At 60.7% G+C, this 25,463-nt stretch carries 21 protein-coding genes; 8 read left to right on the forward strand and 13 right to left on the reverse strand.

The features are described from left to right. Positions 1-33: 33 nt before the first annotated feature. From glgB to AC0L26_RS21070, 5 genes are all read right to left on the reverse strand, one after another. Entirely contained in the window at positions 34-2,247 is a 2,214-nt protein-coding gene (glgB, locus tag AC0L26_RS21050; RefSeq protein WP_473634314.1) for a 1,4-alpha-glucan branching protein GlgB, read from the reverse strand. A gap of 88 nt (positions 2,248-2,335) precedes the next feature. Beyond that, complete coding sequence (locus tag AC0L26_RS21055) at positions 2,336-4,798, reverse strand: glycogen/starch/alpha-glucan phosphorylase (protein WP_473634315.1); 2,463 nt, start codon at positions 4,796-4,798, stop codon at positions 2,336-2,338. 255 nt (positions 4,799-5,053) lie between these two features. After that, positions 5,054-5,836: an ATP-binding cassette domain-containing protein gene (locus AC0L26_RS21060; protein ID WP_473634316.1), complete on the reverse strand. Its 783-nt coding sequence runs from the start codon at positions 5,834-5,836 to the stop codon at positions 5,054-5,056. Positions 5,837-5,838: 2 nt separating this feature from the next. Next, positions 5,839-6,903 (reverse strand): ABC transporter permease, encoded by a 1,065-nt coding sequence (locus AC0L26_RS21065; RefSeq protein WP_354491845.1) that lies wholly within the window; start codon positions 6,901-6,903, stop codon positions 5,839-5,841. Positions 6,904-7,057: 154 nt separating this feature from the next. Next, a complete protein-coding gene (locus tag AC0L26_RS21070) occupies positions 7,058-8,035 on the reverse strand; it encodes a substrate-binding domain-containing protein (protein WP_473634369.1) in 978 nt (325 codons plus the stop codon). Positions 8,036-8,307: 272 nt separating this feature from the next. Here AC0L26_RS21070 and AC0L26_RS21075 point away from each other — a divergent pair, with 272 nt between their 5' ends. The 4 genes from AC0L26_RS21075 to AC0L26_RS21090 all read left to right on the forward strand — a co-directional run bounded on the left by AC0L26_RS21075 (position 8,308) and on the right by AC0L26_RS21090 (position 12,139). Then, complete coding sequence (locus tag AC0L26_RS21075) at positions 8,308-9,534, forward strand: ROK family transcriptional regulator (protein ID WP_473634317.1); 1,227 nt, start codon at positions 8,308-8,310, stop codon at positions 9,532-9,534. A gap of 97 nt (positions 9,535-9,631) precedes the next feature. Continuing rightward, a complete protein-coding gene (locus AC0L26_RS21080) occupies positions 9,632-9,832 on the forward strand; it encodes an RbsD/FucU family protein (protein ID WP_473634318.1) in 201 nt (66 codons plus the stop codon). After that, on the forward strand, positions 9,829-10,752 hold the full coding sequence (locus tag AC0L26_RS21085; RefSeq protein WP_473634319.1) for a carbohydrate kinase family protein: 924 nt from the start codon (positions 9,829-9,831) through the stop codon (positions 10,750-10,752). The genes AC0L26_RS21080 and AC0L26_RS21085 overlap by 4 nt, the downstream gene beginning before the upstream one ends. 244 nt (positions 10,753-10,996) lie before the next feature. Further along, positions 10,997-12,139 carry a DegT/DnrJ/EryC1/StrS family aminotransferase gene (locus tag AC0L26_RS21090; protein ID WP_473634320.1) on the forward strand — a complete coding sequence of 381 codons (1,143 nt, stop codon included), beginning with the start codon at positions 10,997-10,999 and terminating at the stop codon, positions 12,137-12,139. Positions 12,140-12,267: 128 nt separating this feature from the next. Here AC0L26_RS21090 and AC0L26_RS21095 read toward each other — a convergent pair whose 3' ends face one another. The 5 genes from AC0L26_RS21095 to cysD all read right to left on the reverse strand — a co-directional run bounded on the left by AC0L26_RS21095 (position 12,268) and on the right by cysD (position 16,938). Then, positions 12,268-12,696, reverse strand: coding sequence for a type II toxin-antitoxin system VapC family toxin (locus AC0L26_RS21095; RefSeq protein ID WP_473634321.1), 429 nt, complete (start codon positions 12,694-12,696; stop codon positions 12,268-12,270). Then, complete coding sequence (locus AC0L26_RS21100; protein WP_473634322.1) at positions 12,696-12,935, reverse strand: type II toxin-antitoxin system VapB family antitoxin; 240 nt, start codon at positions 12,933-12,935, stop codon at positions 12,696-12,698. Before AC0L26_RS21100 ends, AC0L26_RS21095 begins: the two co-directional genes overlap by 1 nt. A 358-nt stretch (positions 12,936-13,293) precedes the next feature. Continuing rightward, on the reverse strand, positions 13,294-14,082 hold the full coding sequence (gene cysQ / locus AC0L26_RS21105) for a 3'(2'),5'-bisphosphate nucleotidase CysQ (protein ID WP_473634370.1): 789 nt from the start codon (positions 14,080-14,082) through the stop codon (positions 13,294-13,296). Between the two features lie 10 nt (positions 14,083-14,092). Continuing rightward, positions 14,093-16,030 (reverse strand): sulfate adenylyltransferase subunit CysN, encoded by a 1,938-nt coding sequence (gene cysN / locus AC0L26_RS21110; RefSeq protein ID WP_473634323.1) that lies wholly within the window; start codon positions 16,028-16,030, stop codon positions 14,093-14,095. Positions 16,031-16,032: 2 nt separating this feature from the next. Further along, positions 16,033-16,938, reverse strand: a complete 906-nt coding sequence (gene cysD, locus AC0L26_RS21115; protein WP_473634324.1) for a sulfate adenylyltransferase subunit CysD — start codon at positions 16,936-16,938, stop codon at positions 16,033-16,035. 488 nt (positions 16,939-17,426) lie between these two features. On the opposite strand from cysD, the gene AC0L26_RS21120 reads away from it, so the two are divergent. Then, positions 17,427-18,713, forward strand: coding sequence for an O-antigen ligase family protein (locus AC0L26_RS21120; protein ID WP_473634325.1), 1,287 nt, complete (start codon positions 17,427-17,429; stop codon positions 18,711-18,713). A 17-nt stretch (positions 18,714-18,730) separates the two neighbouring features. Further along, the gene (locus AC0L26_RS21125; RefSeq protein ID WP_473634371.1) at positions 18,731-19,681 is read left to right on the forward strand and encodes an NAD-dependent epimerase/dehydratase family protein; all 951 of its coding nucleotides are present in this window, start codon (positions 18,731-18,733) and stop codon (positions 19,679-19,681) included. Here the strand turns inward: AC0L26_RS21125 and AC0L26_RS21130 are convergent. From AC0L26_RS21130 to AC0L26_RS21140, 3 genes are all read right to left on the reverse strand, one after another. Then, positions 19,669-20,208 carry a sugar transferase gene (locus tag AC0L26_RS21130; RefSeq protein WP_352936447.1) on the reverse strand — a complete coding sequence of 180 codons (540 nt, stop codon included), beginning with the start codon at positions 20,206-20,208 and terminating at the stop codon, positions 19,669-19,671. The genes AC0L26_RS21125 and AC0L26_RS21130 overlap by 13 nt on opposite strands. A gap of 99 nt (positions 20,209-20,307) precedes the next feature. Then, complete coding sequence (locus tag AC0L26_RS21135; RefSeq protein ID WP_473634326.1) at positions 20,308-21,300, reverse strand: glycosyltransferase family 2 protein; 993 nt, start codon at positions 21,298-21,300, stop codon at positions 20,308-20,310. A gap of 21 nt (positions 21,301-21,321) precedes the next feature. Then, entirely contained in the window at positions 21,322-23,322 is a 2,001-nt protein-coding gene (locus AC0L26_RS21140) for an SDR family NAD(P)-dependent oxidoreductase (RefSeq protein ID WP_473634327.1), read from the reverse strand. A 302-nt stretch (positions 23,323-23,624) separates the two neighbouring features. On the opposite strand from AC0L26_RS21140, the gene AC0L26_RS21145 reads away from it, so the two are divergent. Both AC0L26_RS21145 and AC0L26_RS21150 read left to right on the forward strand, forming a co-directional pair. Next, positions 23,625-24,413 carry an ABC transporter permease gene (locus AC0L26_RS21145; RefSeq protein WP_473634328.1) on the forward strand — a complete coding sequence of 263 codons (789 nt, stop codon included), beginning with the start codon at positions 23,625-23,627 and terminating at the stop codon, positions 24,411-24,413. Beyond that, positions 24,413-25,177, forward strand: coding sequence for an ABC transporter ATP-binding protein (locus tag AC0L26_RS21150; RefSeq protein ID WP_473634329.1), 765 nt, complete (start codon positions 24,413-24,415; stop codon positions 25,175-25,177). The genes AC0L26_RS21145 and AC0L26_RS21150 overlap by 1 nt, the downstream gene beginning before the upstream one ends. Positions 25,178-25,463: the final 286 nt, after the last annotated feature.

Raw genomic sequence — 25,463 nt, forward strand, 5'->3', positions numbered from 1 at the left:
TATCCTCCCAAGTTACGCGCTGCGTACCGTCGCTCATTCCGGAGCAAATTCGAGCATGATCGTCGACAATGGCGGTAAAAGCATCGTCGCCGAAATGCTTCCTCCTTCCGCCCGAGCCTCGACAGCGCCGCCATTGCCCTTGCCGGAACCGCCATAATCCGAGGCGTCCGTGTTGATGATCTCGCGCCATGTTCCGGCAATCGGCAACGGCACACGGTAATTGTCGCGCGGCACCGGCGTGAAATTGGAGATGACGGCGACCGGATTTCCGCCAGGCGCGCTGCGCAGCCAGGCAAAGACAGAGTTCGCGCTGTCGTCGACGATCAGCCAGGAAAAGCCCTCCGGCTCGCAGTCGCGCGCATGCAATGCCGGGCGTGAGCGATAGAGATAGTTGAGATCGCGCACCGTCTGCCAGACGCCGCGGTGAAGCCGGAAATCGAGCAGGTTCCAGTCGAGCGCGCGCGCCTCGCTCCACTCGCGGCGCTGGGCGAATTCCTGCCCCATGAACAACAGCTTCTTGCCGGGATAGCCCCACATGAAGGCGTAATAGGCCCGCAGCGTCGCGAATTTCTGCCAGTCATCGCCGGCCATCTTGCCGAGCAGCGTCCCCTTGCCGTGCACGACCTCGTCATGGGAGAGCGGCAGCACGAAATTCTCTGAGAAGGCGTAGACCAGGCCGAAGGTGATATCGCCGTGGTGATGCTTGCGAAAAATCGGCTCCTTGGAGAAATACTCCAGCGTGTCGTGCATGAAGCCCATGTTCCACTTGAAGCCGAAACCCAATCCGCCCTCATGCACAGGTTGGGAGACCTTCGGCCATGAGGTCGATTCCTCGGCAATCGTCATTACGCCCGGATGATGGCCATAGACCTCCTTGTTCATCCGCTGGAGGAAGCTGACCGCCTCGAGGTTCTCGCGCCCGCCCTTTTCGTTAGGGATCCATTCGCCGGCCTTGCGTGAATAGTCGAGGTAGAGCATCGAGGCGACGGCATCGACGCGCAAACCGTCGACATGGTATTTCTCGGCCCAGAACAGTGCGTTGTTGACCAGGAACGAGACCACCTCGCGCCGGCCGAAATTGTAGATCGCGGTGTTCCAGTCGGGATGGAAACCCTTGCGCGGATCGGCATGCTCATAGAGCGCGGTGCCGTCGAAATTGGCCAGGCCATGCGCGTCCACCGGGAAATGCGCCGGCACCCAGTCTAGGATGACGCCGATGCCGGCGCGGTGGGCGCCGTCGACGAACCGGGCAAAACCGTCCGGATCGCCGAAGCGGGCCGAGGGCGCGTAGAGACCGGTCGTCTGATAGCCCCAGGACGGATCATAGGGATGTTCGGAGATTGGCATGAATTCGATATGGGTAAAGCCCGTATCGACGACATATGGGATCAGCCGGCCGGCAAGCTCGTCCCATGACAGGAAACTGCCGTCGTCGTGAAGCTGCCAGGAACCGGCGTGGACCTCATAGATCGACACCGCCTCGCGCCTGGGGTCGGCGTTGCGCCAAAAATTGCGGTGCGCCTCGTCACCCCATTGATGCGACGGCGGAAGCGCGGTCACCGAAGCGGTGGCCGGGCGCAGTTCGGACTTGAAGGCGAACGGATCAGCCTTCAGCGGGAGTCTCACCCCATCCGGCCCGATGATCTCGTATTTGTAGGGCCTGCCGGCGCCGATGTCTGGAATGAACAATTCCCAGATGCCGGTGTCGCGGCGGACGCGCATCGTATGCCGGCGACCGTCCCATTCGTTGAAGTCGCCGACCACCGAAACGCGCTTTGCATTGGGCGCCCACACAGCGAAATGCACGCCCGACGCACCCTCGTGGTCGATGAGGTGCGCACCGAGCTTATCGAACAGCCTCAGATGCGACCCCTCGGCGATGTAGTAGTCGTCCAGCGGACCGAGCACCGGACCGAACGAATAAGGATCGGTCAGCCACCAATCACCGCCGGCATTGTGCGCATGATAGCGCAGCGGCTGGCGCTTTCTGAGCGACAGCCTGCCCTCGAAGAATCCGCCTGCGTCGCGCCTGGAGAGTTCGCCGGCTTTCTTGCCGGTCAGCGTGTAGGCAGTGACGAACTCCGCATGAGGGACGAAGCAGCGGGCAATAAACCTCTTGTCAACCTCGTGCACACCGAGGACAGCGAAGGGGTCTCCATGCGTGCCGGCGACAATTGCCGCGACATCACCGGCTGACGCCAGTCCATCCGGCCCGCTTATCGCAGCGGTGGCACGCGGCTTGCTCATCAGGCAGTGACCCTCCCCGGGCGGCGCCTTGTTTCGTGCATGTCGACATGCACCAGAACCACGTTGTTCGTGGCCTCATGCAATCACATCAGACGGGCACGTTCCAGATTTCTTTCGCATATTGGCGGATCGTGCGGTCGGACGAGAACCAGCCGACGCGGGCGACATTGCGGATTGCCTTGGCGTACCAATCGGGGCTGTTGCGCCAGACGGCGTCGACGGCGCGCTGGGCGGCGGTGTAGGCATCGAAATCCGCGGCGACCATGAACCAGTCGCTCTGGTAGAGACCGTTCATCAGGTCGCGATAGCGTTCCGGATCGTCAGGCGAAAAGACGCCCGACGAAACGGCAGCCACTGCCTGCGCCAGTTCGGGAGAGGCTTCGATCACGGATCGCGGATGGTAGCCGTTGCTGCGCCGCTCGGCGACCTCAGCGGTGGTCAGGCCGAAGATAAAGATGTTGTCGTCGCCGACACACTCCTTGATCTCGACATTGGCGCCGTCAAGCGTGCCGATGGTCAGCGCACCGTTCAACGCAAATTTCATGTTGCCGGTGCCGGAGGCTTCCATGCCGGCGGTCGATATCTGCTCCGAAAGGTCGGCAGCCGGCATCATGATCTCGGCCAGGCTGACATTGTAGTTCGGCACGAACACCACTTTCAGCAAGCCGCGAACGGCCGGATCGCGGTTGATGACCTTGGCGACATCGTTGGCGAGTTTGATGATCAGCTTGGCGTTATGATAGCTGGGCGCCGCCTTGCCGCCGAAGAACTTGACGCGGGGCATCCAGTCGCGTTCCGGATGGGAACGGATCTGGTCGTAGAGCGCCACCGCTTCGAGGATGTTCAGGAGCTGGCGCTTGTATTCGTGGATGCGCTTGATCTGGATGTCGAACAGCGCCGAGGGATCGACCTTGATGCCGAGGCGATCGGCGACGAGATTGGCAAGCCTGACCTTGTTCGCCCGTTTGACCGCCGCGAATTTGTCGCGGAAAGCGGCGTCGTCGGCAAAGGCGTCGAGACCTTTGATGGCGTCGATGTCGTCCATGAAGCGGTCGCCGATCGCCTCGCGGGTGAGCGCGGTAAGACCGGGATTGCACTGGATCAGCCAGCGCCGCGGCGTGATGCCGTTTGTCTTGTTGTTGATGCGGTCGGGATAGAGCCTGTGGAGGTCGGCAAACACCGTCTGCTTCATCAATTCGGTATGCAGCGCCGAGACGCCGTTGATCGAGTGCGAGCCGACAAAGGCCAGATTGCCCATGCGCACCCGGCGGTCGCCGTTTTCCTGGATCAGAGAGATGTGGCTGATCTGTTCATCCGAAAACTGGCCGGAGGCGCGCGCCTCCAGCAGCACTTGCGCGTTGATCGCGTAGACGATCTGCATATGGCGCGGCAACAGCCGCTCGAACAGCGGCACCGGCCAGCTTTCGAGGGCCTCGGGAAGCAGTGTGTGGTTGGTGTAGCCGAAGGTGCGCTTGGTGACGCTCCAGGCCTGATCGAAATCCATGCCGTGGACATCCATCAACAGGCGCAACAGCTCGGCCACCGCGATGGCCGGATGAGTGTCGTTCAGATGAATCGCCGCCTTATCGGGCAGCGATTCCAGGTCGCCATATTGGCTGAGATGGCGCTGGACGATGTCCTGCAGGGACGCGGTGGAAAAGAAATATTCCTGCCTGAGCCGCAATTCCTGCCCGGCCATGTGGGAATCGGCGGGGTAAAGGACGCGCGACAAGGCATCGGCCTTGTTGCTTTCCGCGAGCGCACCGATGTGGTCGCCGGCGTTGAACTTGTCGAGCAGAATCGGATCGATCGGCATGCCGGACCAGAGGCGCAGCGTGTTGACGCGCTTGGCGCGCCAGCCGGCAACCGGCGTATCATAGGCGACGGCCAGAATGTGTTCGGTCGGCTTCCAGACATGGCGCTCGAGCCGGCCGTCCTTCGAGGTGATCGATTCCACGGCGCCACCGAATCCGACCTCGAAGGAGCGTTCGCGCCGCTCGAATTCCCAGGGATTGCCGTGATCGAGCCAGGTTTCGGGCAATTCCACCTGCCAGCCGTCATGGATTTCCTGACGAAACATGCCGTTGGCGTAGCGAATGCCGTAGCCGTGCGCCGGGATATCGACCGTCGCCATGCTTTCCATGAAGCAGGCGGCGAGCCGGCCGAGACCGCCATTGCCAAGGGCCGCATCCGGTTCGAGCGCGGCGATGAGGTCGAGGTCGACGCCAAGCGACGACAGCGCTTCGCGCATGGTGTCCATCAGGCCCAGATTGGAAATGGCGTCGCGCATGAGACGGCCGATGAGGAATTCGAGCGACAGATAGTAGACGCGCTTTTCCTGCTGGGCGTAGGCCTCTTGCGTCGCCTGCATCCAGTGATCGACGACGCGGTCACGCACCACCTTGATCGAGGCGGTTAGCCAATCGTACTGCGTGGCAACGGCGGTTCCCTTGCCGACCCTGTATTTCAGAGCCTTGAGGATTTCGTCGGCGAGCGTCTTGGGATCTGGGAGTTCGAGAATGGGAGCTTCGGATGTCATCGAGTGCGTCATGCTGCCTCTCGTGCGGTTGCCATGGTCATTCCGGCTTTCACCATTCCTCCCAGCCCATGCTAGCGCATATTGTTATGCGTTCAATCGAGTTAGATTGCCGCGGGGCAGCTTACCCCAGGGCAATTGGCCACTTAATCGTGTCGCCTTTGAGCGCCTCCGGGACGCCTTAAGTTCTTACTTATGTGCATGTCGTTATCCCAAAACCGCTGCGCACCCCCGGTTCAAGCCCGAGGGCATGCTTTTGGGCGACATGCATCAGGCCGCCAGCGCTGCCTCCGGCGGGAGTTTCGCTCCGGTCATGAAAGCGACGGCGTCGGACATCGTATATTGCTTGGGATCGATGACGCAGAGACGACGGCCCAGCCGATGGATGTGGATGCGGTCGGCAACCTCGAAGACATGCGGCATGTTGTGCGAGATCAGCACGATCGGCAGACCGCGCTTCTTCACGTCGAGGATCAGTTCGAGCACGCGGCGGCTCTCTTTGACGCCCAACGCCGCCGTTGGCTCATCCATGATGACCATCTTCGAGCCGAAGGCGGCGGCGCGTGCCACCGCCACGCCCTGGCGTTGGCCGCCCGAAAGCGTTTCGACGGCCTGGCTGATGTTCTGGATGGTCATCAAGCCAAGTTCGGTGAGCTTGTCGCGGGCGCGCTTTTCCATTGCCGGCCGGTCGAGCATGCGCAGCCAATCGCCCAAGAAACCCGGTTTGCGGATCTCGCGGCCGAGGAACATGTTGTCGGCGATCGACAGCGCCGGCGACAGCGCCAGGTTCTGGTAGACGGTTTCGATGCCGGCCTCGCGGGCCTCGATGGGCGACTTGAAGAGCACCGGCTTGCCATCCAATTCGATGGTCCCCTCGTCCGGGATCACGGCGCCCGAGATTGCCTTGATAAGCGTCGATTTGCCTGCGCCGTTGTCGCCGATGACGGCCAGGATTTCTCCCGGATAGAGATCGAAGTCGCAACTGTTCAGCGCGGTGACGCGGCCGTAGCGCTTGACGAGGCCACGCGCGGTGAGGATGGGCTCCAGGGTCATCGCTACACCGAAACCTTTCTGATCCACTGGTCGATCGCCACGGCGCCGATGATCAGCACGCCGGTAAGCAGTACTTTCCATTGCGGATCGGCGCCCAGCATGTTGAGGCCCATCGAAACGACGCCGACGATCATCGCGCCGAACAGCGTGCCCAAAATCGAGCCGCGTCCGCCGAAGAGGGAAATGCCGCCGATCACCGTCGCGGTGATCGCCTGCAAATTGTAGTCGGTGACGGCGGCGGACGGCGAGATCGAGCCGTTGCGGCCGATGGAGACCCAGGCAGCGAAAGCGGCGATCAGCCCGGCAAGGGTGTAGACCGAGATCAGCACCTTCTTGGTCTGGATGCCCGACAGTTTTGCCGCCTCCGGATCGTCGCCGACGGCGTAGACATGGCGACCCCATGCCGTGTGGTTGAGCACGTACCACAGGATCAGCACCAGCACGACCATGGCAATGACGCCGAATGTCAGCACCGCGGTGCCGATCTTGAAGTTCAGGCCAAACAGATGCAGCAGTGGCGCCTGGACACCGACGTCGGCGTCGCGGATCGTCTCATTGGCCGAATAGATGAAGTTCGTGGCCATGACGATGTTCCAGGTGCCGAGCGTCACGATAAAGGGCGGCAGCTTCATGTAGGCGACCAGCAGCCCATTGAGCAGCCCGCAGGCCCCACCGGCGGCTAGCCCGATCACCACGGCAAGCAAGGTCGGCAGACCGTAGGTGACTGCGCAATTGCCCATGATCACCGCCGAAATCACCATGATCACGCCGATTGACAGGTCGATGCCGGCTGTGAGGATGACCAGCGTCTGCGCCGCGCCGAGAATGCCGACGATAGCGATCTGCTGCAGGATCAGCGTCAGCGTGTATGACGAAAAGAACCGCCCCCCGATCGTGACGCCGAAAATAGCGATCGCCAGAACCAGGACGATCAGCGGCACCGCAGCCGGAGTGGAATGCAGGAAATGCTGGATGCGCTTGACGATCGATGTGCCGTGCTCGTCAAAAGCAGCGACGCTTGTGTCGCTGCTCGATAGAGCCTTCTCGAATTCCTGAGCCTGAGCCACGTTTCCTCCCATGGGGCTTCAGCCACGCCGACGCCCGTCCAACCATTCCCGATCTGCCGCCGGAATTGCTCGCGCTTGGCGAAGCGCATCGTCCGCCCGAAACGACCGGGGATCAAGCCCCGGCCGATCGGTTCTGTTGCCTGTCAGACCGGCATCAGCCCCAGCACTTGGCGAGGCCTTCCTTGGTGTCGATGGACTTCACGCCTTCCGCCGGCTTGTCGGTCACGAGGTTGACGCCCGTGTCGAAGAAATCCTTGCCTTCGGTCGGCTTGGGCTTCGTCCCATCCTTGGCGAAAGCGGCGATCGCTTCGATGCCGAGTGCCGCCATCTGGAGCGGATATTGCTGCGAGGTCGCGCCGATCACGCCCTCGGCGACCGACTTCACGCCGGGACAGCCGCCGTCAACCGAGACGATCAGCACGTTGCCTTCGAGGCCAACGGCCTTGAGCGCCTGGTAGGCGCCGACGGCTGCCGGCTCATTGATGGTATGGATGACATTGATGCCGGGATCCTTCTGGAGAAGGTTCTCCATCGCCTTGCGGCCGCCTTCCTCGTTGCCGTTCGTGACATCGTGGCCGACGATGCGTGCATCGTCCTCGTCGCCGATCTTGTTGGGGTCCTTCACGTCGATGCCGTAGCCCATCATGAAGCCCTGGTCGCGCAAGACGTCGACCGTCGGTTGCGAGGGGGTCAGGTCGAGGAAGCCGATCTTGGCATCCTTTGCCTTGTCGCCGAGCGTCGCGGCGGCCCACGCGCCGATCAGCTTGCCGGCCTCCAGATTGTCGGTCGCGAAGGTCGCGTCGGCGGCGTCGAGCGGATCAAGCGGCGTGTCCAGCGCGATCACCAGCAGACCGGCGTCACGTGCCTTCTTCACCGCCGGGACGATACCTTTGGTGTCGGATGCGGTGATCAGTATGCCCTTGGCTCCGTCGGCGATGCAGCTTTCGATCGCCGCCACCTGGCTCTCGCTGTCGCCGTCGATTTTGCCGGCGTAGGCTTTGAGGTCGACGCCGAGTTCTTTCGCCTTGGCGGCCGCGCCTTCCTTCATCTTGACGAAGAACGGGTTGGTGTCGGTCTTGGTGATCAGGCAGGCGCCGACATCGGCGGCGGATGCAGCCGAGGTGAACGCCATCAGTCCCAGTCCGGCCGCGGCAAAAACGGTGGACTTCAATAGTGCTGTCTTGGTCACGATTTTCCTCCCAGTGGAACCACTTCGGATGCCGGCCAACCGGCATCTGCACAAGCATCCAGCGACTTCTCCCGGCGTGGACGCCTGCCCCCAACAGAATACCAGACCGAGGTTTGTGTCAATAATTAAATCACTCTTATTTATTATTGACAGCGTTGCATCGTTCACTCATTCTGGCCCAAAAGCATCGAGGGGAAACGACGGGAGGAACCGGGGTGGAGACCGGCATTACAAGGCACGGTTCGCCCGAAGCAGCCGAGAGCCGCATTCATCGCGGCACCAACCAGAGCGGCATGCGCGACCACAATGAGCGGCTGGTGCTGTCGCTGGTGCGTCAGCACGGCAGCCTGGCCAAGTCCGACATTGCGCGCATGACCGGGCTTTCCGCCCAAACGGTTTCCGTCATTATGCGCGAGCTCGAGGAGGACAATCTCCTTGTCCGCCAGGCGCCGTTGCGCGGCAAGATCGGCCAACCCTCCATTCCCATGGCGCTCAATCCCGATGGCGCCTATTTCATCGGCCTGAAGATCGGTCGTCGCAGCGCCGAACTCGTGCTGATCGATTTTCTCGGCAATGTGCGCTCGATGCTGCAGCATTCCTACCGCTACCCGGCACCGCGCGAGACGGTTGAATTCGTCACCTCCGGCATGAAGACGATGCGCGGCGAACTTACCCCGGCACAGGACAAGCGCATTGCCGGACTTGGCATCGCCATGCCGTTCGAATTGTGGAACTGGGCCGATACGGCAGGTGCGCCGCGCGACGTCATGGACGAATGGCGCCACCGCGACATCCGCGCCGACATCCAGGCGCAGTGCGAATTCCCGGTCTATCTGCAGAATGATGCCACCTCGGCCTGCGGCGCCGAGCTGGTGTTCGGCAAGGCGGGTGCGGCGCGCGACTTCGTCTATTTCTATATCGGCGCCTTTGCCGGCGGCGGCATCGTGCTGAACGGTCACCTTTTTGGCGGACCGACCGGCAATGCCGGCGCGCTGGGTTCGATGCCGGTGCCCGGACCGGACGGCAAGCCGGCTCAATTGATCGACGTGGCGTCGATCGCGATGCTGGAAAAGGCGCTCAACGCGCGCGGGGTTGAGGCCTCACATCTATGGACGTCACCGGAGGACTGGGGCGAGATCGGCGTCGAGCTCGACCACTGGATAGCCAGCGCCGCGCAAGCGCTCGCCTATGCCATCGTGGCAGCATCCTCGGTTATCGATTTCGAGACCGCAGTGATCGACGGATGGATGCCGAAGGCCGTGCGGCGCCGGCTCGTCGATGCCGTTGTCGAAGCCATCAGCAAGATCGACGGCGAAGGCCTGAAGCTCCCAGCCGTTCGCGAGGGAACCGTCGGCATTCATGCACGTGCCCTTGGCGGCGCCAGCCTGCCGCTTTCCGAGCGCTTCCTCATCGGTTCGACCATGATTTCCAGGAGTGCCTGAGCATGCTGATCGGATCCCGGCCTGCTCGGTCCGGAGCGGCTGGCGACGCCGACACGGCCGTAGCAATGAGATCGCGCCTCCAGCCGCTGGCGATCGCTTGCTTGCCAATCTCGTTCATGGCGAGGTGGAGGCGATCTGTGCCAAGCCCGCGTCGAACCGCAAGGTGGTTGCGCTCGCCGGCGGCGACTTCTATCTACGGTCCGCGCACGCGATCGTTGCGACAAGCGAGTTGCGGCTCTACCCCAACATCACCACCCGCAAGGTTGTGATCCACCCGCCGGAGAACAGCAAATCATGATCCTCTGTTGCGGCGAAGCCTTGATCGACATGCTGCCGCGCACCACGACGGAGGGCGAGCCGGCCTTTGCCCCCTATGTCGGCGGCGCAGTGTTCAACACGGCAATAGCACTCGGCCGGCTGGGGGCACCCGCCGCCTTCTTTTCTGGCCTGTCGTCGGATCTGTTCGGCGGGCGGTTGAGGGACGCGCTGGGGGCAAGCAAGGTCAGTTCCACCTATGCGCACACATCGCCCCGGCCGACCACGCTTGCCTTCGTGCGGTTGGACAACGGCCACGCGAGCTACACGTTCTACGATGAAAATACAGCCGGACGCATGCTGACCATCGACGATTTGCCGAAACTCGGCAGCGAGGTCGAAGCCATGCTGTTCGGCGCCATCAGCCTGATCTCGGAACCGGCCGGAGCAGCTTATGAGGAATTTATGCGGCGCGAGCACAGCCGCCGCGTCATGATGCTGGATCCCAACATTCGACCCAATTTTATCCCTGATAAGGCCAAGCATCTCAGGCGCATCCGCTCGATGATGGCCATGGCCGACATCGTGAAGCTGTCGGATGAGGACCTCAACTGGTTCGGCGAAGCCGGCTCGCACGAGGATGTCGTCCACAATTGGCTCGATCGCGGCCCGACGCTGATCGTCGTCACCCATGGCAGCGAAGGCGCTGTCGGCTACAGCAGGGATCACAAGGTCACGGTCGTGCCGGACAAGGTCGAAGTTGTCGATACGGTCGGTGCCGGCGATACGTTCAACGCCGGCATCCTGGCCTCGCTGCACGAGCAGGGCCTGCTGTCGAAAGAGGCGATCGCCAAGCTGCCGGAAGACGCCATCCACAAGGCGCTGACGCTCGGTGCTAGGGCTGCGGCGGTGACGGTGTCGCGGGCCGGCGCCAATCCGCCCTGGCGGCATGAAATCGCCTGATTGCACGGCTATGCACCAGCTTGCCGATCACTTTATGTTTCGCCGGTTCGGCTGCGACGCGATCTGAAGGCCAAATGACATCCGACGAAGCCCGGATTTCCGGCATCTTCAAGGGCACTTCGGAAATCAGAGGTAACAGACTGCGACACTTGAGCAATTTGCGGTTTGGCTCGTGCGGGTTTCTCGGTCGGGCCAAGTCTGCTACCAGCGGCCGATTACCTGGCTAGCACCGTTTGAGGCCGACATGCAGTTCATTGATCTTGGCGCGCAGCGCGAACGTATCCGCGACAGGCTGAAAGCGGCCATCGACCGCGTCGTCGACGAGGGGCGCTATATCCTCGGACCTGAGGTCACCGAATTCGAAAACAAGCTCGCCGCCTATATCGGCACCAAGCATGTCGTCGCCTGCGCCAACGGCACCGACGCGCTACTGCTGCCGCTGTTTGCGGCTGGCATTGGCCCAGGTGACGCGGTGTTCGTGCCGAGCTTCACCTTCGCCGCCACGGCAGAAGTGGTGGCGCTGGCCAAGGCCGAACCGGTTTTCGTCGATGTCGATCCGGTGACCTACAATATCGATGTCGCCAGCCTCGAGGCAGCGATATCGATGATCAAGAAGGAAGGCCGGCTTAAGCCGAAGGCGATCATTCCGGTCGACCTGTTCGGGCTAGCCGCCGACTATGAGGCGATCATGGCAATCGCCAGCCGCGAAGGATTGTTGGTGATCGAGGATGCCGCCCAGTCGATGGGTGGTTCGCTCGACGGCAAGATGTGCGGCGCGTTCGGCCATGTCGGATCGACCAGCTTCTACCCCGCCAAGCCACTCGGCTGCTATGGCGATGGCGGCGCGATGTTCACCAATGACGATGCGTTGGCCGAACAGCTCCGCTCATTCGCCTTCCACGGCAAGGGCGAAACCCAATATGATAACGTCCGCGTCGGCATCAACTCGCGGCTCGACACGTTGCAGGCGGCGATCCTGATCGAAAAGCTGGCCATTCTCGAAGACGAGATGGTTGCCCGGCAAGCGGTTGCAAATCGTTATGCCGAAGGGCTCGGCGATGTCGTCAAGGCGGCGCGCAACCTGGACGGCAGCCGTTCGGCCTGGGCGCAATATGCCATCGAGACGCCGAAGCGCGACGGGCTCAAGGCGCATCTCGGCGAAAAGGGCATCCCGTCGGTCATCTATTACGTGAAGCCCTTGCACAGCCAGATCGCCTACTGCGATTATCCGCGCACGCCGACCGGTCTTGCCGTCTCGGAGGAGCTGCCGAAGCGCATTCTGTGCCTGCCCATGCACCCGTATCTGAGCGAGGCAGACCAGGATCGGATCATCGAAACGATCCGTAACTATATCGGCTCGAATTCGGCGCACACCGCGGCCGCGTAGAGCCTCACGGGCGATCACTGTCTAGCCGGTATCCCTCCAGCAGTACGCCGATCGCGCATCAACAACGAGCGTCAGTTGCGACGACGCGCTTCCCCGGGGCCAGCGCATGACGGAGACCGCCCGAGATCTCAGGCCTTGGCACCCACTGTCGCGACATCGGTAAGTGCAAATCCCGCATCTATGGTCAGGATCGGCGCCCGGTAGGATTTCGCGGTGGCATAATGGAAGCAGTCGGCCAGATTGAGCGCGCTGTTCCGTTCAGCGTCCGGATAGCGATGCCGTCCATAGCGATCGAAGGCTTGCAGCGCGGCGGTCAACTCACGGCTCGAAATCGCCAGAACCTCGACCCCAGCCGCTTCGAGGAACTCCTGTATTCGCGCTTCAGCTTCTGCCATGGGAATGCGTTTTTTGCGAAACAGCCCAACGGTCGCTTCCCATGCAGCCACGACCGATGTGATCGGCCGCGGCGAGCGCGCAGCATCAAGCGCCGCCGCAAGTTCCTCGGCCTCAGGCTCCTCCGTCATAATTGCGATGATTGCCGACGCATCGACGAACATCAGTAGTCACCGCTGAGGTTATCGAAAAAAGCCCTGTCCGCCGCAAGGCCGGTGTCCGGATAGGCCGCGATCTTCGCGCGCAGAGGCCTCAGCCGCTCCCACAAAGGGATCGCCTCCTCCGCACGACGCAATTCGTTCTCCAGGGCCAGCTTCACGGCAGCCGTCTTGTTCAAGCGCGTGCGTACCGCCAGCTTTTCGGCAAGCGCGTTTACCTCTTCACTTCGAATGTTGAGCGGCATAGCGAACTCTCCTTTGTGTAGACGTAAATATAACAATGCCAACACGCGATGGCAACCGCCCACAGGAGAGACACCTCCCATCAGGAGAGCATAAGGATTCTGTGGACGGCTGAATGATGGGAACGCTGCCAAGGAAGAAGTCGTTCTTTGGATCATGGCCCGATTGCCCCACAAAACCATATACTCTCATGGGCGCATTCGGATTGAGCCGCGGCAAGTTCGTGTCTTTCGACTCGAATGGCCACGTTTAGGCGAAACCGTTCGTCTAAGAGGTTACTGCGCGCAGATGCCCACGACCGAGGCGGGGATTTATGTTTTCGCTCGTCGATTCCCTCCAGGGCCAACGATGCTATGATCGTCAGATTGGTCCGGCTACCTTGCCGCTGGCGATGAAATGCGGATTGGCGAAATCTTCGTCATCGCTCTGCATGCGCTTGCCATAGGTGAGCGGCTGGCCGTCGAGCGTGCGCGTCATGCCGCCGGCGGCACGCAGAACAGCATCGCCGGCCGCGGTGTCCCATTCCATGGTGCGGCCGAAGCGCGGATAGACGTCGGCCTCGGCGCCAGCGACAAGGCAGAATTTCAGCGACGAGCCGACCGAGACAATCTCGGCCGCGCCCACCGTGCGGATATAGGCTTCGGTCTCGGGCGTATTGTGGGACCGGCTGGCGACGATAGTCAGCGGCGCCAGGCCCGCCCTCGCCGAGATCGGCCGACGCCCGATGATCTGGTAATCGCCATTGACTTCGATTGCTTCCGCCCTGCCCGGCCGGCCGGAAAAGAAGCGTCCGGTGCATGGCGCAAAGACCACGCCGACCTCCGGCACGCCGTGGCGAACGAGCGCGATATTGACGGTGAAGTCGGTCCTGCGGTTGACGAATTCCTTGGTGCCGTCGAGCGGATCCACCAGGAAGAAGGCATCGTCGAGGTCGGGCGGCACGATGCCGCTCGACGCCTCTTCCTCAGCCACGCAAGGGATGTCGGGGAACGCGGCGCGCAGCCCAGCGAGAATGATCTTTTCGCTCTCGCGATCGGCCTCGGTCACCGGCGAACTGTCTGATTTCCGATCGACCGCGCAGCCGGTATCGAAAACCCGCATCACCTCTCGCCCCGCCGCCAAGGCAAGGCGCTCGAACACGCCAAGCATCGCTTCGTCGTCAGATACCGCCGCCGCTATCGTATTGGTTTTCGGCAATGTCGCGCTCGTTCAGCCAGAGTTCCAGAGCCTCTACCATCTCCTCGGCAGACTTGCCGAGTGTCTTGAGATGGATTTCGGGGTTTTCCGGGGCTTCATACGGTGAATCGACGCCGGTGAAATTCTTGATTTCGCCATTCAACGCCCGCGCATAGAGGCCCTTCGGATCGCGTCTGGCGCACTCCTCAAAGGGTGTGTCGACAAACACCTCGACGAATTCGCCGTTGGCCATCAATTCCCTGGCCATGCGCCGTTCGGCGCTGAACGGCGAGATGAAGGAGACGATGACGATCAGCCCGGCATCGGCCATCAGGCGCGCCACTTCGGCAACACGGCGAATGTTCTCGACCCGATCGGCGTCGGTGAAGCCAAGATCGCGATTGAGGCCGTGGCGGACATTGTCGCCATCCAGGATGTAGGTATGGCGGCCGGTGGCGAACAGCTTCTTCTCGAAGAGGTTGGCGATGGTCGACTTGCCCGAGCCCGAGAGCCCGGTGAACCAGAACACGGCAGGCCGCTGGTTCTTCAGATCGGCACGACCGTGCTTGCCGACATCGAGCGATTGCCAGTGGATGTTTTCGGCGCGGCGCAGCGAATGCAGGATCATGCCGGCGCCGACCGTGGCGTTGGTGATGCGGTCGATCAGAATGAAGGCGCCGGTCGTGCGGTTCTCGGCGAAAGTATCGAAGGCGATCGGCGCCCGCGTCGAGATGTTGCAAATGCCGACCTCGTTCATTTCGAGCGACTTGGCCGCCTCATGGGCAAAGTCGTTGACGTTGACGCGGTATTTCAGGTCGGTGACGGTGGCGCTGGTCTGATCAGTCTCGGTCCGCAGGATATAGGAGCGGCCCGGCAACAGCGCATGCTCGTCGAACCAGACGATGTTGGCGGCGAACTGGTCGGCCACCTGAGGCCGCGCCGCCGGCGACACCAGCATATTGCCGCGCGAGACCTCGACCTCGTCGTCGAGAACAAGGGTGATCGCCTGGCCGGCGACCGCTTGGCTCAGATCGCCGCCATGCGAGACGATGCGCCTGACATGAGCGGACTTGCCGGATTTAGCGACAACAATCTCGTCGCCTGTTGAAACCGAGCCGGACGCGATCGTGCCGGCAAAACCGCGAAAGTCGAGATTGGGGCGATTCACATACTGCACCGGAAAACGGAACGGCAGTTCGACAACGGCTTCATCGACCGACACGGTTTCAAGATGTTCGATCAGCGTCGGTCCGGAATACCACTTCGTCTTGTCCGAGCGGCTGGTGACGTTGTCGCCGTAACGGGCAGACATCGGGATTGGCATGATCGTCTGGAAGCCGAGCTTGTGCGAAAAGTGCCTGAAATCCTCGATAATTCGTTCGAAGACAGCCTTGTCGAACCCGACGAGATCGATCTTGTTGACCGCGAGCACGATGTGCCGGATGCCCAGCAGCGAGGCGATGATCGAGTGGCGCCTTGTCTGGCGCAGCACCCCTTGACGGGCGTCGATCAACACAATGGCCAGATCGGCGGTCGATGCGCCCGTGGCCATGTTGCGCGTGTATTGCTCGTGGCCAGGCGTGTCGGCAACGATGAATTTGCGTTTCGGCGTGGCGAAAAAGCGATAGGCGACATCGATGGTGATGCCCTGCTCGCGCTCGGCCTCGAGCCCATCGACCAAAAGCGCGAAATCGACGTCGTCGCCCGTCGTCCCGTGCTTGCGCGAATCACGCTCCAGTGCGGCAAGCTGGTCCTCGAAAATCTGCTTGGTATCCGAAAGCAGGCGGCCGATCAGCGTCGACTTGCCGTCGTCGACGGAGCCGCAGGTGAGGAAACGCAGCAGCGACTTTTTCTCCTGCGCAGCCATGTAATCGCGTATGCCGTCCGTTGGGGTGAGGCTTTTGGCCAAGATGTGGCGCATGCTCAGAAATACCCCTCGCGCTTCTTCTTTTCCATCGAGCCGGCTTCGTCGCGGTCAATGAGACGGCCCTGGCGCTCCGATGTACGCGCGGTGAGCATTTCGCCGACGATGGCTTCCAACGTGTCGGCGTCCGATTCGATGGCGCCAGTCAGCGGATAGCAGCCGAGCGTGCGAAACCGCACCAACCGGTTCTCCACCGTCTCGCCCGGGCGCAGTTCCATGCGGTCGTCATCCCTCAGAATGAGCATGCCGTCACGTTCCACGACTGGCCGTTCCTTAGCGAAATAGAGCGGCACGATCGGGATGTCTTCCTGGAGAATGTACTGCCAGATGTCGAGTTCGGTCCAGTTCGACAACGGAAAGACGCGGATCGATTCGCCAGAGGCGATGCGGGTGTTAAAGATCTTCCACATCTCCGGCCGCTGGTTCTTCGGATCCCAGACGTGCTGGGCGTTGCGGAACGAGAATATCCGCTCCTTGGCGCGCGACTTCTCCTCGTCGCGACGAGCACCGCCAAAGGCTGCATCGAAGCCGTATTTGTCGAGCGCCTGCCGCAGCGCCACGGTCTTCATCACATGCGTATGGGTGTTTGAGCCATGGTCGAAGGGATTGATGTTGTCGCGCACCCCCTCTTCGTTGACGTGGACCAGCAGATCGAAACCGAGCTTCTGCGCCATCTGATCGCGAAAGGCGATCATTTCGCGGAATTTCCAGGTCGTGTCGACGTGAAGAAAGGGAAAGGGCGGCTTGGCGGGATAAAACGCTTTCATCGCAAGGTGCATCAGCACGGAGGAATCCTTGCCGACCGAGTAGAGCATGACCGGCTTGGCGAAGGCCGCAGCAACCTCGCGAAAGATATGGATGGACTCGGCCTCAAGCCGCTGAAGGTGCGTAAGCGCGATGTTCATGGACTGTGAGCGTTCTCTCGTGCCATCCAGATCTTGCATCGTGCATCAGGCGCAATTTTCAGCTGCCCGGTTCAAGCTTCACTCTGGACAATCTCATTTTCGTGCAGGCGTTCTAGCAGATCGCCATTGTTTATAACAATGCAAGACAGGCCTGCCCTAGAGTGGTTCGGGAATGAATCTTCCACGCGGGAACCAGAATCCGGAAATTCCTGCTCAATAGGCTGATGGCCTAGGGAGCCCAAGAAAAATATGTCCCGAGGGCCGAGATCGGCGTCACTGCAGCCGCAGGCCTTGGATTAGCAACACCGTCGATTTTGATGGCAGCCCGACCATGCCGCACTATCGAAAACCGTGATCAGCCGCTATACCGGCTCCTGAATGAGCCACCGCGCGTAGCCCTGTGGCATTAGAATCTGGAAGATCATCGCACCAGCGACGGTCACGTTAAATCCTCATATCAAAGACCACCAAGAATGCGAATTATACCTTTGGACAGGCTTTCATCGATAAACCAACAATTCACACCTTCGCGTGTCAATATCTATTTCTCCATTCTTTGCTTCTTTTTCCCACCGGTCCTGGGGTCTGTCGTCAGCTTTGTATTCAATGGTGGCGGTCTCTGGTCCGTCCTTCTGATTGCCCTGAAGAGACGGCGCTTCAACATTGATAAACCCATGATCGCACTGATGATCGCGATCTATGCCTATTGCGGGGCGGTTATCCTTGCTTCCCTCGTTAACAACTCGGTTGCCAGGGATGCGTCGCATCTTGTGCCGCTGATCACCTTCTTGTTTTTCCCCTTCTCATACTCGATCTGGAGCATTTCCCAGAAAACCACTCTTGTCCGCGTCATCATACTAAGCAGCATGGCCGCTTGTTTCGGCGCGTTGCTGTTGACGGGTATTCAGTACTGGTGGCTCGGCATGCCGAGGGTTGAAGGCGGTGCTGGAAATGCGATCGTGTTCGCGACGGTCACCTGCCTCAGTGTTCTGGTATGCATGGCTGGTGCTTTATCGGGCATCGAAAGGGCCAGGAGTCTTCTCGCCTGTGCCGCGCTGGCCGGGACAGTCGCCATTCTCTTCTCCGGTTCGCGCATCATCTGGATGGCGATGCTGATTGCAGGCATAGCCGTTCTGCTGATCAATCGACAGAAGCTCAGGGGCAGGAACGCCCTTCGCCTGTTGTTGATACTGGGCGTGGCCGGCCTCGCGATCGCTGCTTTTGGATTCCAGACAATATTGGAGCGGGCCGAGTTCCTCCGTTCCGACTGGGAGGCGCTCAAGGCGCATGGCAACTACAGCACCGCCTTGGGATTTCGCGTTGCCATGTGGCAAATTGGCCTCGACGCATTTCGCGAAATGCCGCTTTTCGGACATGGGGTGGGCGCGACGCGGCTGCTGATGAAACAGGGGTTCCAAGAGCAGTTCGGCATGGTCCACGGCTTCAGCCACTTCCATAACGGCTTTCTGACTGCACTGGTGGAAGCCGGAATCCTGGGAGCAGTTACGTTGGCGGCTATCTTCGTCGTTGCCACCAGAAACGCAGCCAAAGTGCTGCGCACCAGCATCGATCCTGTCGAACGGTTCGGCGCGACGATGATCATCATCGTCGTCATCACCTATCTCACCGGCGGAATGGTAGGCATCCTGGTCGGCCATGACATTATGGATTCGGTGCTGATGGTATTCCTGGTGTCGGGGACATATCTTGCATCGGGGCGCCATATGTCGCTGGCGGACGAACAGGCGCTTCCCGCGACATCGGCTGCCGGGTAGCAGCTTCGGGCATGGCAATGAAAGCGTTGGTGACAGGCGCGACAGGGTTCATCGGGCGCCTCGTCGTGCAACACCTCCGAGACGCCGAGTTCGACGTGCGGATCGCCTCCCGGCACCCGGAAAAGCTCGGTTCGCAAAATGACATCTTCATGCTGCCGAATTTCGACGCGCCTGTCGGGGTCTTTGCGACGATCATGCAAGACGTCACGCATGTCGTCCACTGCGCCGGCTTGAACAACGATCAAGGCAACGCAACCGAAGCCGATTACATGAAAGCCAACGCCGAATTGACCGAGCGGCTCGCGCGCGCCGCGGCCGCACAGGCGAGCGGACGCTTCGTCTACCTGTCTTCGATCCGGGCTGTGGTCGACGCCGGATTCAGCGGCACGATCGACGAAGGGACGACCCCTGCCCCGCAATGTGCCTATGGACGTTCGAAACGCGAAGGCGAGATCAGGGTCCTGGATGCTTTTGCATCGTCCGGCCGCTCGGATGCCGCCACTGTGCTGCGCCTGCCGCCCGTCTACGGACCCGGCATGAGGGGGAATCTGGCAACACTGATGCGCCTGGCCGACACCGCCTTGCCCCTGCCCACAGCCGCCCTGGCGGGCGTCCGTTCGCTGATATCGTGCGAGGCCGCAGTGAGGGCGGTTTCGCACCTGCTGACCCATTCAGGCCCGCATCGCCCCGTCTATGTCGCCAGCGACGTGCGGCCGGTCCAGGTTGCGGCGATCATCGAAGCCTTTCGACGAGGCTTTGAGCGGCCGAAACGCCTGGTTCCGGTACCTGCCGGCCTGATACGGCCGGTCGCATCGTTGCTGGGCAAACGCAAATTCTGGGACAGCTTGACTGCAACGCAAAGATGCGATCCGTCCCTGCTTGTTTCGGAGGGCTGGTTGCCGGAAACCGACACGATCGAGCGACTGCGCGAAAGGGCGCGGCTCAGCAAACTTGCTCAGGCCCGATAGATCGTTCCAAGCAGAATCCTGACATCAAGGCCGAACGACGCTGCCTTGAGATAGGCTGCATCGGTTTCGGCACAAAGCAACGGGGCCGACATGTCGATGCCTCGGATCTGAGCCAGTCCGGTTATGCCCGGAAGCATTGATGACACGCCCAACTGCTTGCGGTATTCGATCAGTTCCGTTTGCGTGGGCAAGCATGGGCGCGGCCCGACCAGGCTCATCTCACCCTTCAGCACATTCCAGAGCTGCGGCAGTTCATCAAGCTTGAACCGGCGCAAGACTTTTCCGACCGCAGTAACGGAATTTGCCGGCGCCTCATGCGAGGGCAATGACGGCGTTCCCAGAACCATCGTTCTGAGCTTGTGGCAGCGAAAAAGCCTGCCATCGCGGCCGACCCGCGTTTGAGAAAAGAGCGCTGGCCCAGGCGACGACAGTCGGATTGCCAGGCCGGCGATCAACAGAAACGGTGATGTGATCAGCAACAACGGCGCCGCCACCGCGAGGTCGAAGATCCGCTTCGCCGCCTTCATGAATGCCCGACAACGCTCCCTATTCAAAAATAAGTTCTTCATTCCCGAAACGCCGCGGCCCCGGGCCAAACCAGGGGGAAGGCTTTTGGGTAAGACATATCAAATCCGGCCCGCGACGAGCGAGAGATATAGTCCGAATGTTCCAAAAGGGGTCTGCCGATAGACGCCACTCCTGCGCAACAGGCTCAAACGGCTCAAAATATTGCCTTTTCGTGACCTTGCGAGCAGGCTGAGGCATGCGGCCGCGTCCTTCGTGAGAAGATCCCGATTGGCGGCCAAGCCATTGAGATTTTCATCTGTCCAACGGGCAAACCCGCCGTTCAACAGGTGTTCGAGCCGGGAAAATCGTGCCCGCCATGAAACATTAGCTCCCACCAGATTCGCCTCATGCTGGCGATAGCGCACCAGAGGGCGCGGCTCATAACGAACAACGCCTCCGGCGGCTGTCACGATGAGATAGGCCCACCAGTCGTGACTGACAAAATGTGTTCTTGACGAGGCCTTGGCCAGCAGGTCGCGCGCCGCCCGATTAAGCAGAATCGTGTTGCCGCCGGCTATGCTTTGCACGAGAGCGTTGCGGAAGGATGGCGGCCGTTGGAACAGCGGCGAATAGCCGACTATGCTTCCGGTTTCGGACATGGTCGCGGTTCTGGAACAAAACATGGCTGGTATTTTTGCGTCGACTGTCCGCATCCAGCGGACGGCGCTTTCCAGCCTGTCGGACTCCCAGATGTCATCCTGATCGCAAAAGGCATAGTAATCCGCCTCGATCCGTGGATCGATGATCATCGATCGGAAATTGGCAGCGAAACCCTGGCGGGGGCCGTCCACCAAGGTCAGTCGACCCTTATGCCAGCGGGGCTTCCAGGTGCCGATGATGGCGGGCGTGCCGTCGGTCGAACCGTCGTCGGAAATCCACAGATCGACCAGGGAATGCGACTGCGCGAGGAGAGAACCAAGCTGTTCTTCGAGGAAAGCCGCGCCGTCCTTCGTGCCCATCAATATGGCCACGCGCTGATCTTGTTTGCTCACGATTTTGGTGTCATCTGCAAATGCCTGGAGAACGGCCCTGGGATTGTTCGCTTCATCCAATCACAATCGTCCAGAAATAGGCTAACCTAATTGTCCAACTGTTTTCGGACTTGTCTCCCAATGTGCGTCGCCCGGGAATTTCTCTGCTTGATGAAGGCCTGCCAGCACGGCAAGGGCCGAGGCTTTGTCCTGGATCTTCATTGCTGTTTCCAGCGCCGTTAACGCGGTCCGGACCACCGGCCACTCGATGATGTCCGTTCTGAGGCCAAAAACCTTGGAGATGCTGAGCTCGACGATCTCCTCATTTTCGCCGTAGAGCGTTTCATGAAGTTTCTCGCCCGGCCTTATTCCGGTGAACCGGATCGGGATATCCGCATAGGGGTTTTTTCCAGCCATGCGGATCATCGTCTCGGCGACTTCAAGTATGGCCACTGGTTTGCCCATATCGAGCATGTAAACAGCGTAATCCTCTCCGCCCTGTCGCAAAGCCGCATCGGCCGCCGACATGATGACGAGGTCAACGGCCTCCGCCACCGTCATGAAATAGCGCGTCATGCGCCGGTCCGTAATGGTGACGGGTCCCCCGGCCTCGATCTGTGCCTGGAATATGGTCGCCGCTGACCCGCTGCTGCCAAAAACGTTCCCGAATCGGACGGCAATGAACTTGGTGCCGGAGCGGTGCCCGGAGTGGTGTCCGTTTGGCTCGATCGCATGCGTTTCATGCAAGGCGCTCACGATCTGCTCGGCGGCTCGTTTTGTCATGCCAAGCACGGATGTCGGGTCAACCGCCTTGTCACTCGAGATAAGCACGAATTGCGGAACCTTGCATTTGGCGGCCACCTCTGCACAGACAAGCGTTCCGAAAATGTTTGTCTGAATCGCCGCATCCCAGTTTTCCTCGAGCAAGGGGACGTGTTTAAGCGCGGCAGCATGAAAGATGATACCGGGTTTGAATTCGCTGACGACACGCGTCATTTGCCGCCGGTCCGCCACGTCGATTATGCGCGCCTTCAGACGATCGTGATCCTTCTCGTCGATATATTGGCTCAACTGGAAAATGCCGAATTCGGACAGATCGACGACCAGAACCGCTTCGGCGCCCAGTTCCAGCGACCGCCGAACCAGCGTTCGCCCGATGGAGCCGGCTCCGCCCGTCACCAAGACGCGCTTGCCACTGACAAAAGTGCCGATACGCTCGATGTCGGAAGGCACCGCTGGACGGCGCAGGATCGTTTCCATCTCGACCGCGTCGAGAACCAGCTTTCCGCCCTGCCCTAGTTCGGAAAACCCTGAGAATTGCACCACGGCTATGCCACTGTGCCGGGCGACGCGAACCAGCTCTGAATACTCCTCGATCTCGTGCTCGGCCCCGTTTCCGAAAATCAGCAGGTCGAGATGTTCCGTGCCGTTTGTATATTCTTCCAAGACCTCAACCAAATGGGGCCGGACGGCCACCACAGGCACTCCTTGGATCTGCGTGCCCGATCGCGCCGCATCCTCCATCGCCATGATCCCGGCGATGGAGTATTCGGCGGGCTCCGCGGTACGCATGAAACGGATGATCACATCGGCTTCGCTCAGCCTGCCAACGAACAGCGCCTGCTTGGTCAGGGCCCTGTCGCTCCTGCGGTTCAGGATTCGCCAGCTCGCTCCGTCACGAAGAAACCGGTAGAAGAGCCGAGGGGCCGATATGATCGTGAAGGACACGAGGAAGAAGACGATGAACTGGCGCTCGTTCAGGCCGGTCGTCGGCTGAAAAGAACGAACCAGGAGCGAGGTGCCATAAAGCGTGACAGTCAAAATCGCGCAGCTCTTCAGGATATTGAAAAAGTCCGGCGTCGACGCGAAGCGCCAGACCGTGTTGTAGAGGCCACACCATCTGAACAGCACATGGCTGAGAATGACGACGCTCGCCCAGAACGTCAGCCCAGTAGTGGAGAACGCCTCGAACGAAAGTTTCGACTCCGATAGCAACAGGCTGAGCGCCACCGCGACCAGGACCATGACGACGTCCTGAACCATGATAAAGACGCGCCGCATGTCCGGTCGAAGTCCGAATAAGGCTTCAAAACGTGAATTCATTGGGTAGTACTGTACTCCAGGCGCAAGGATACGGACAACTAAATGGCGCCAGATCGAATGTCACCCGTCATCGACCACATATTACAGTGCCAATCCCAGCCCGCCACTTTGTATCGCATAACGCGGAGTTGGGGGTATCGCCAGATATTTTTGAGCCCGATGGGCCGACGACCTATTGATTCCAAAATCCCGGTCCTGCGCCACCGATCGGCTTTGAACATGTGCGAATGCCGTCGGCGCACGACGAGCCCGCTTTGCTTCGCGCCGGGCCTGTGATACCAGCGCCAAGCTTTACAGGGACGATGATATTGAAGGTGGTACGAAGCGCGCTTGCCGATTTCGATCGCGGCCTCAGAATGCGCAATGTGTGGATGGCGCTGGCCCACGAGGATATCGGCGACCAGCACAAGCGCACGACGCTCGGACCTATCTGGCTGTTGATCAACTACCTGGCCTTTGCCGGCACTTTCGTCCTCATGTTCGGCGACAATCGCTCGGTGCCGCATTTTGCCGCCTATGTGGCAACCGGGCTGTTCGTCTGGCTCTATCTCACGGAAGTGATCACCCAGAGCGTCACGCTCTTTACCCGCGAGGAGAGCTTCATCAAGGGCACCACCCTGCCGCTCACCGTTTATGTCATGCGCATGACCATGCAGTCGGTGATCCGGGCGGGCTATGCGATGGCCGGCTGCCTTGCCATTCTGCTTCTGGTGCGCACGCCGCTCACAGTTGACTGGCTCTGGTCGGGGCTGGCGCTCGTCATGATCGTTGTGGCGACGCCGGCGGCGATCATGATCTTCGCTGTGGCCGGTGCCTTCTTCCCCGATCTGAGCTTTATCGTGCAAAATCTTATGCGCATCGGCATGTTTCTCACTCCGATATTCTGGATGCACCCGGGCGGCGGCATCCGTGGCGAACTCTACCGCTGGAACCCCTTCACCTATTTCCTCGAGATCGTGCGCCTGCCGGTGATCAACGGCGAATTCCCGGTCAGCGCCTTTGGCATTTGCGCCATAATTATCCTCTTCCTGTGGCTATTGGCTGTGCTGCTGCTGGGCGGCTATCGCAAGAAGATCGTGTTCGTGCTCTGATGGTTTCGATCGTCGCCAACAATATCGGCCTCAGCTACAAGATCCGCCAGAAGCTGACGCTGGCCCCGCGCGACAGGCGCATGCCGACGGGCGGGCGCATCGAAGGGGTGGGCCGCGCCCGCCATGTCACGGCGCTCGAGGGTGTGAGCTTTTCGCTCAAGGCGGGCGATCGGCTTGGCCTCGTCGGCGCGAACGGCGCCGGCAAGACCACGCTTTTGAAGGTGCTCTACGGCATTTACGAGCCGACAATCGGCACGGTCGCGATCGACGGGCGGGTCGATGCGCTGTTCAACATCGGACTGGGCTTCCGCACCGAGGCCACCGGACGGCGCAACATCGAACTGCGCGGCCTCATCAATGGCTGGAGCTCCGATGAAATCAGGGTACGCATGGATGACATCATCGAGTTCAGCGAACTCGGCGATTTCATCGATCTGCCCTTCAAATCCTATAGCCAAGGCATGGCGGCGCGGCTGGCTTTTTCCATCGCCACGAGCTTCGAGCCCGAGATCCTCCTCATGGACGAGTGGATCGGCGCCGGCGACCCGAATTTTCAGGACAAGGCGCGGCAGCGCATGGACGAGATGGCCGAGAAGGCCGGGATCATCGTGCTGGCGAGCCACAACCACGCGCTGCTTCAGAAGACCTGCAATAAGATTGCGGAATTGGAGGAAGCCCGGTTGAAGACGTTCTGCGGGGCTGATGAGTGGTTCGGCAAGCAGGCCCGCCCTGCGCCAACCGCGCCAGTTCGTGCTTCACGTTGATGGCTTGATCGAGCGATCGGGTAGCTCACGTCCACGTGGGATAGCGCTGGACGTCGATGTCGCCGGCGTTACCGAAATTACCTGAATCGCCAAGGTCGATACTATCCACCGGCGGTGGACCTGATTTCAGCCAAGCCGGCGCCGTCAAGCGATCTTACCCACGCCCCCTCCCGCTGAAATCGTCAAGCGCGCGCTTGCGAACGCGCAGCTTGCGTTGTGGGGAAACTCGCGCAATTGTCTTTCCGCAAAAACTTGCGCCTCATCACACGTAGATGGGTGCTCAACG

The organism is Mesorhizobium sp. WSM4823 (assembly GCF_055811195.1).

Bases quoted from the DNA above. Each gene is read 5' to 3' on its own strand.
- glgB (WP_473634314.1), bottom strand. From the start codon at position 2,247: ATGAGCAAGCCGCGTGCCACCGCTGCGATAAGCGGGCCGGATGGACTG.
- AC0L26_RS21055 (WP_473634315.1), bottom strand. From the start codon at position 4,798: ATGACGCACTCGATGACATCCGAAGCTCCCATTCTCGAACTCCCAGAT.
- AC0L26_RS21060 (WP_473634316.1), bottom strand. From the start codon at position 5,836: ATGACCCTGGAGCCCATCCTCACCGCGCGTGGCCTCGTCAAGCGCTAC.
- AC0L26_RS21070 (WP_473634369.1), bottom strand. From the start codon at position 8,035: ATGGCGTTCACCTCGGCTGCATCCGCCGCCGATGTCGGCGCCTGCCTG.
- AC0L26_RS21085 (WP_473634319.1), top strand. From the start codon at position 9,829: ATGATCCTCTGTTGCGGCGAAGCCTTGATCGACATGCTGCCGCGCACC.
- AC0L26_RS21090 (WP_473634320.1), top strand. From the start codon at position 10,997: ATGCAGTTCATTGATCTTGGCGCGCAGCGCGAACGTATCCGCGACAGG.
- AC0L26_RS21095 (WP_473634321.1), bottom strand. From the start codon at position 12,696: ATGTTCGTCGATGCGTCGGCAATCATCGCAATTATGACGGAGGAGCCT.
- AC0L26_RS21100 (WP_473634322.1), bottom strand. From the start codon at position 12,935: ATGCCGCTCAACATTCGAAGTGAAGAGGTAAACGCGCTTGCCGAAAAG.
- cysQ (WP_473634370.1), bottom strand. From the start codon at position 14,082: ATGCTTGGCGTGTTCGAGCGCCTTGCCTTGGCGGCGGGGCGAGAGGTG.
- cysN (WP_473634323.1), bottom strand. From the start codon at position 16,030: ATGCGCCACATCTTGGCCAAAAGCCTCACCCCAACGGACGGCATACGC.
- cysD (WP_473634324.1), bottom strand. From the start codon at position 16,938: ATGAACATCGCGCTTACGCACCTTCAGCGGCTTGAGGCCGAGTCCATC.
- AC0L26_RS21125 (WP_473634371.1), top strand. From the start codon at position 18,731: ATGAAAGCGTTGGTGACAGGCGCGACAGGGTTCATCGGGCGCCTCGTC.
- AC0L26_RS21130 (WP_352936447.1), bottom strand. From the start codon at position 20,208: ATGAAGGCGGCGAAGCGGATCTTCGACCTCGCGGTGGCGGCGCCGTTG.
- AC0L26_RS21140 (WP_473634327.1), bottom strand. From the start codon at position 23,322: ATGAATTCACGTTTTGAAGCCTTATTCGGACTTCGACCGGACATGCGG.
- AC0L26_RS21145 (WP_473634328.1), top strand. From the start codon at position 23,625: ATGATATTGAAGGTGGTACGAAGCGCGCTTGCCGATTTCGATCGCGGC.
- AC0L26_RS21150 (WP_473634329.1), top strand. From the start codon at position 24,413: ATGGTTTCGATCGTCGCCAACAATATCGGCCTCAGCTACAAGATCCGC.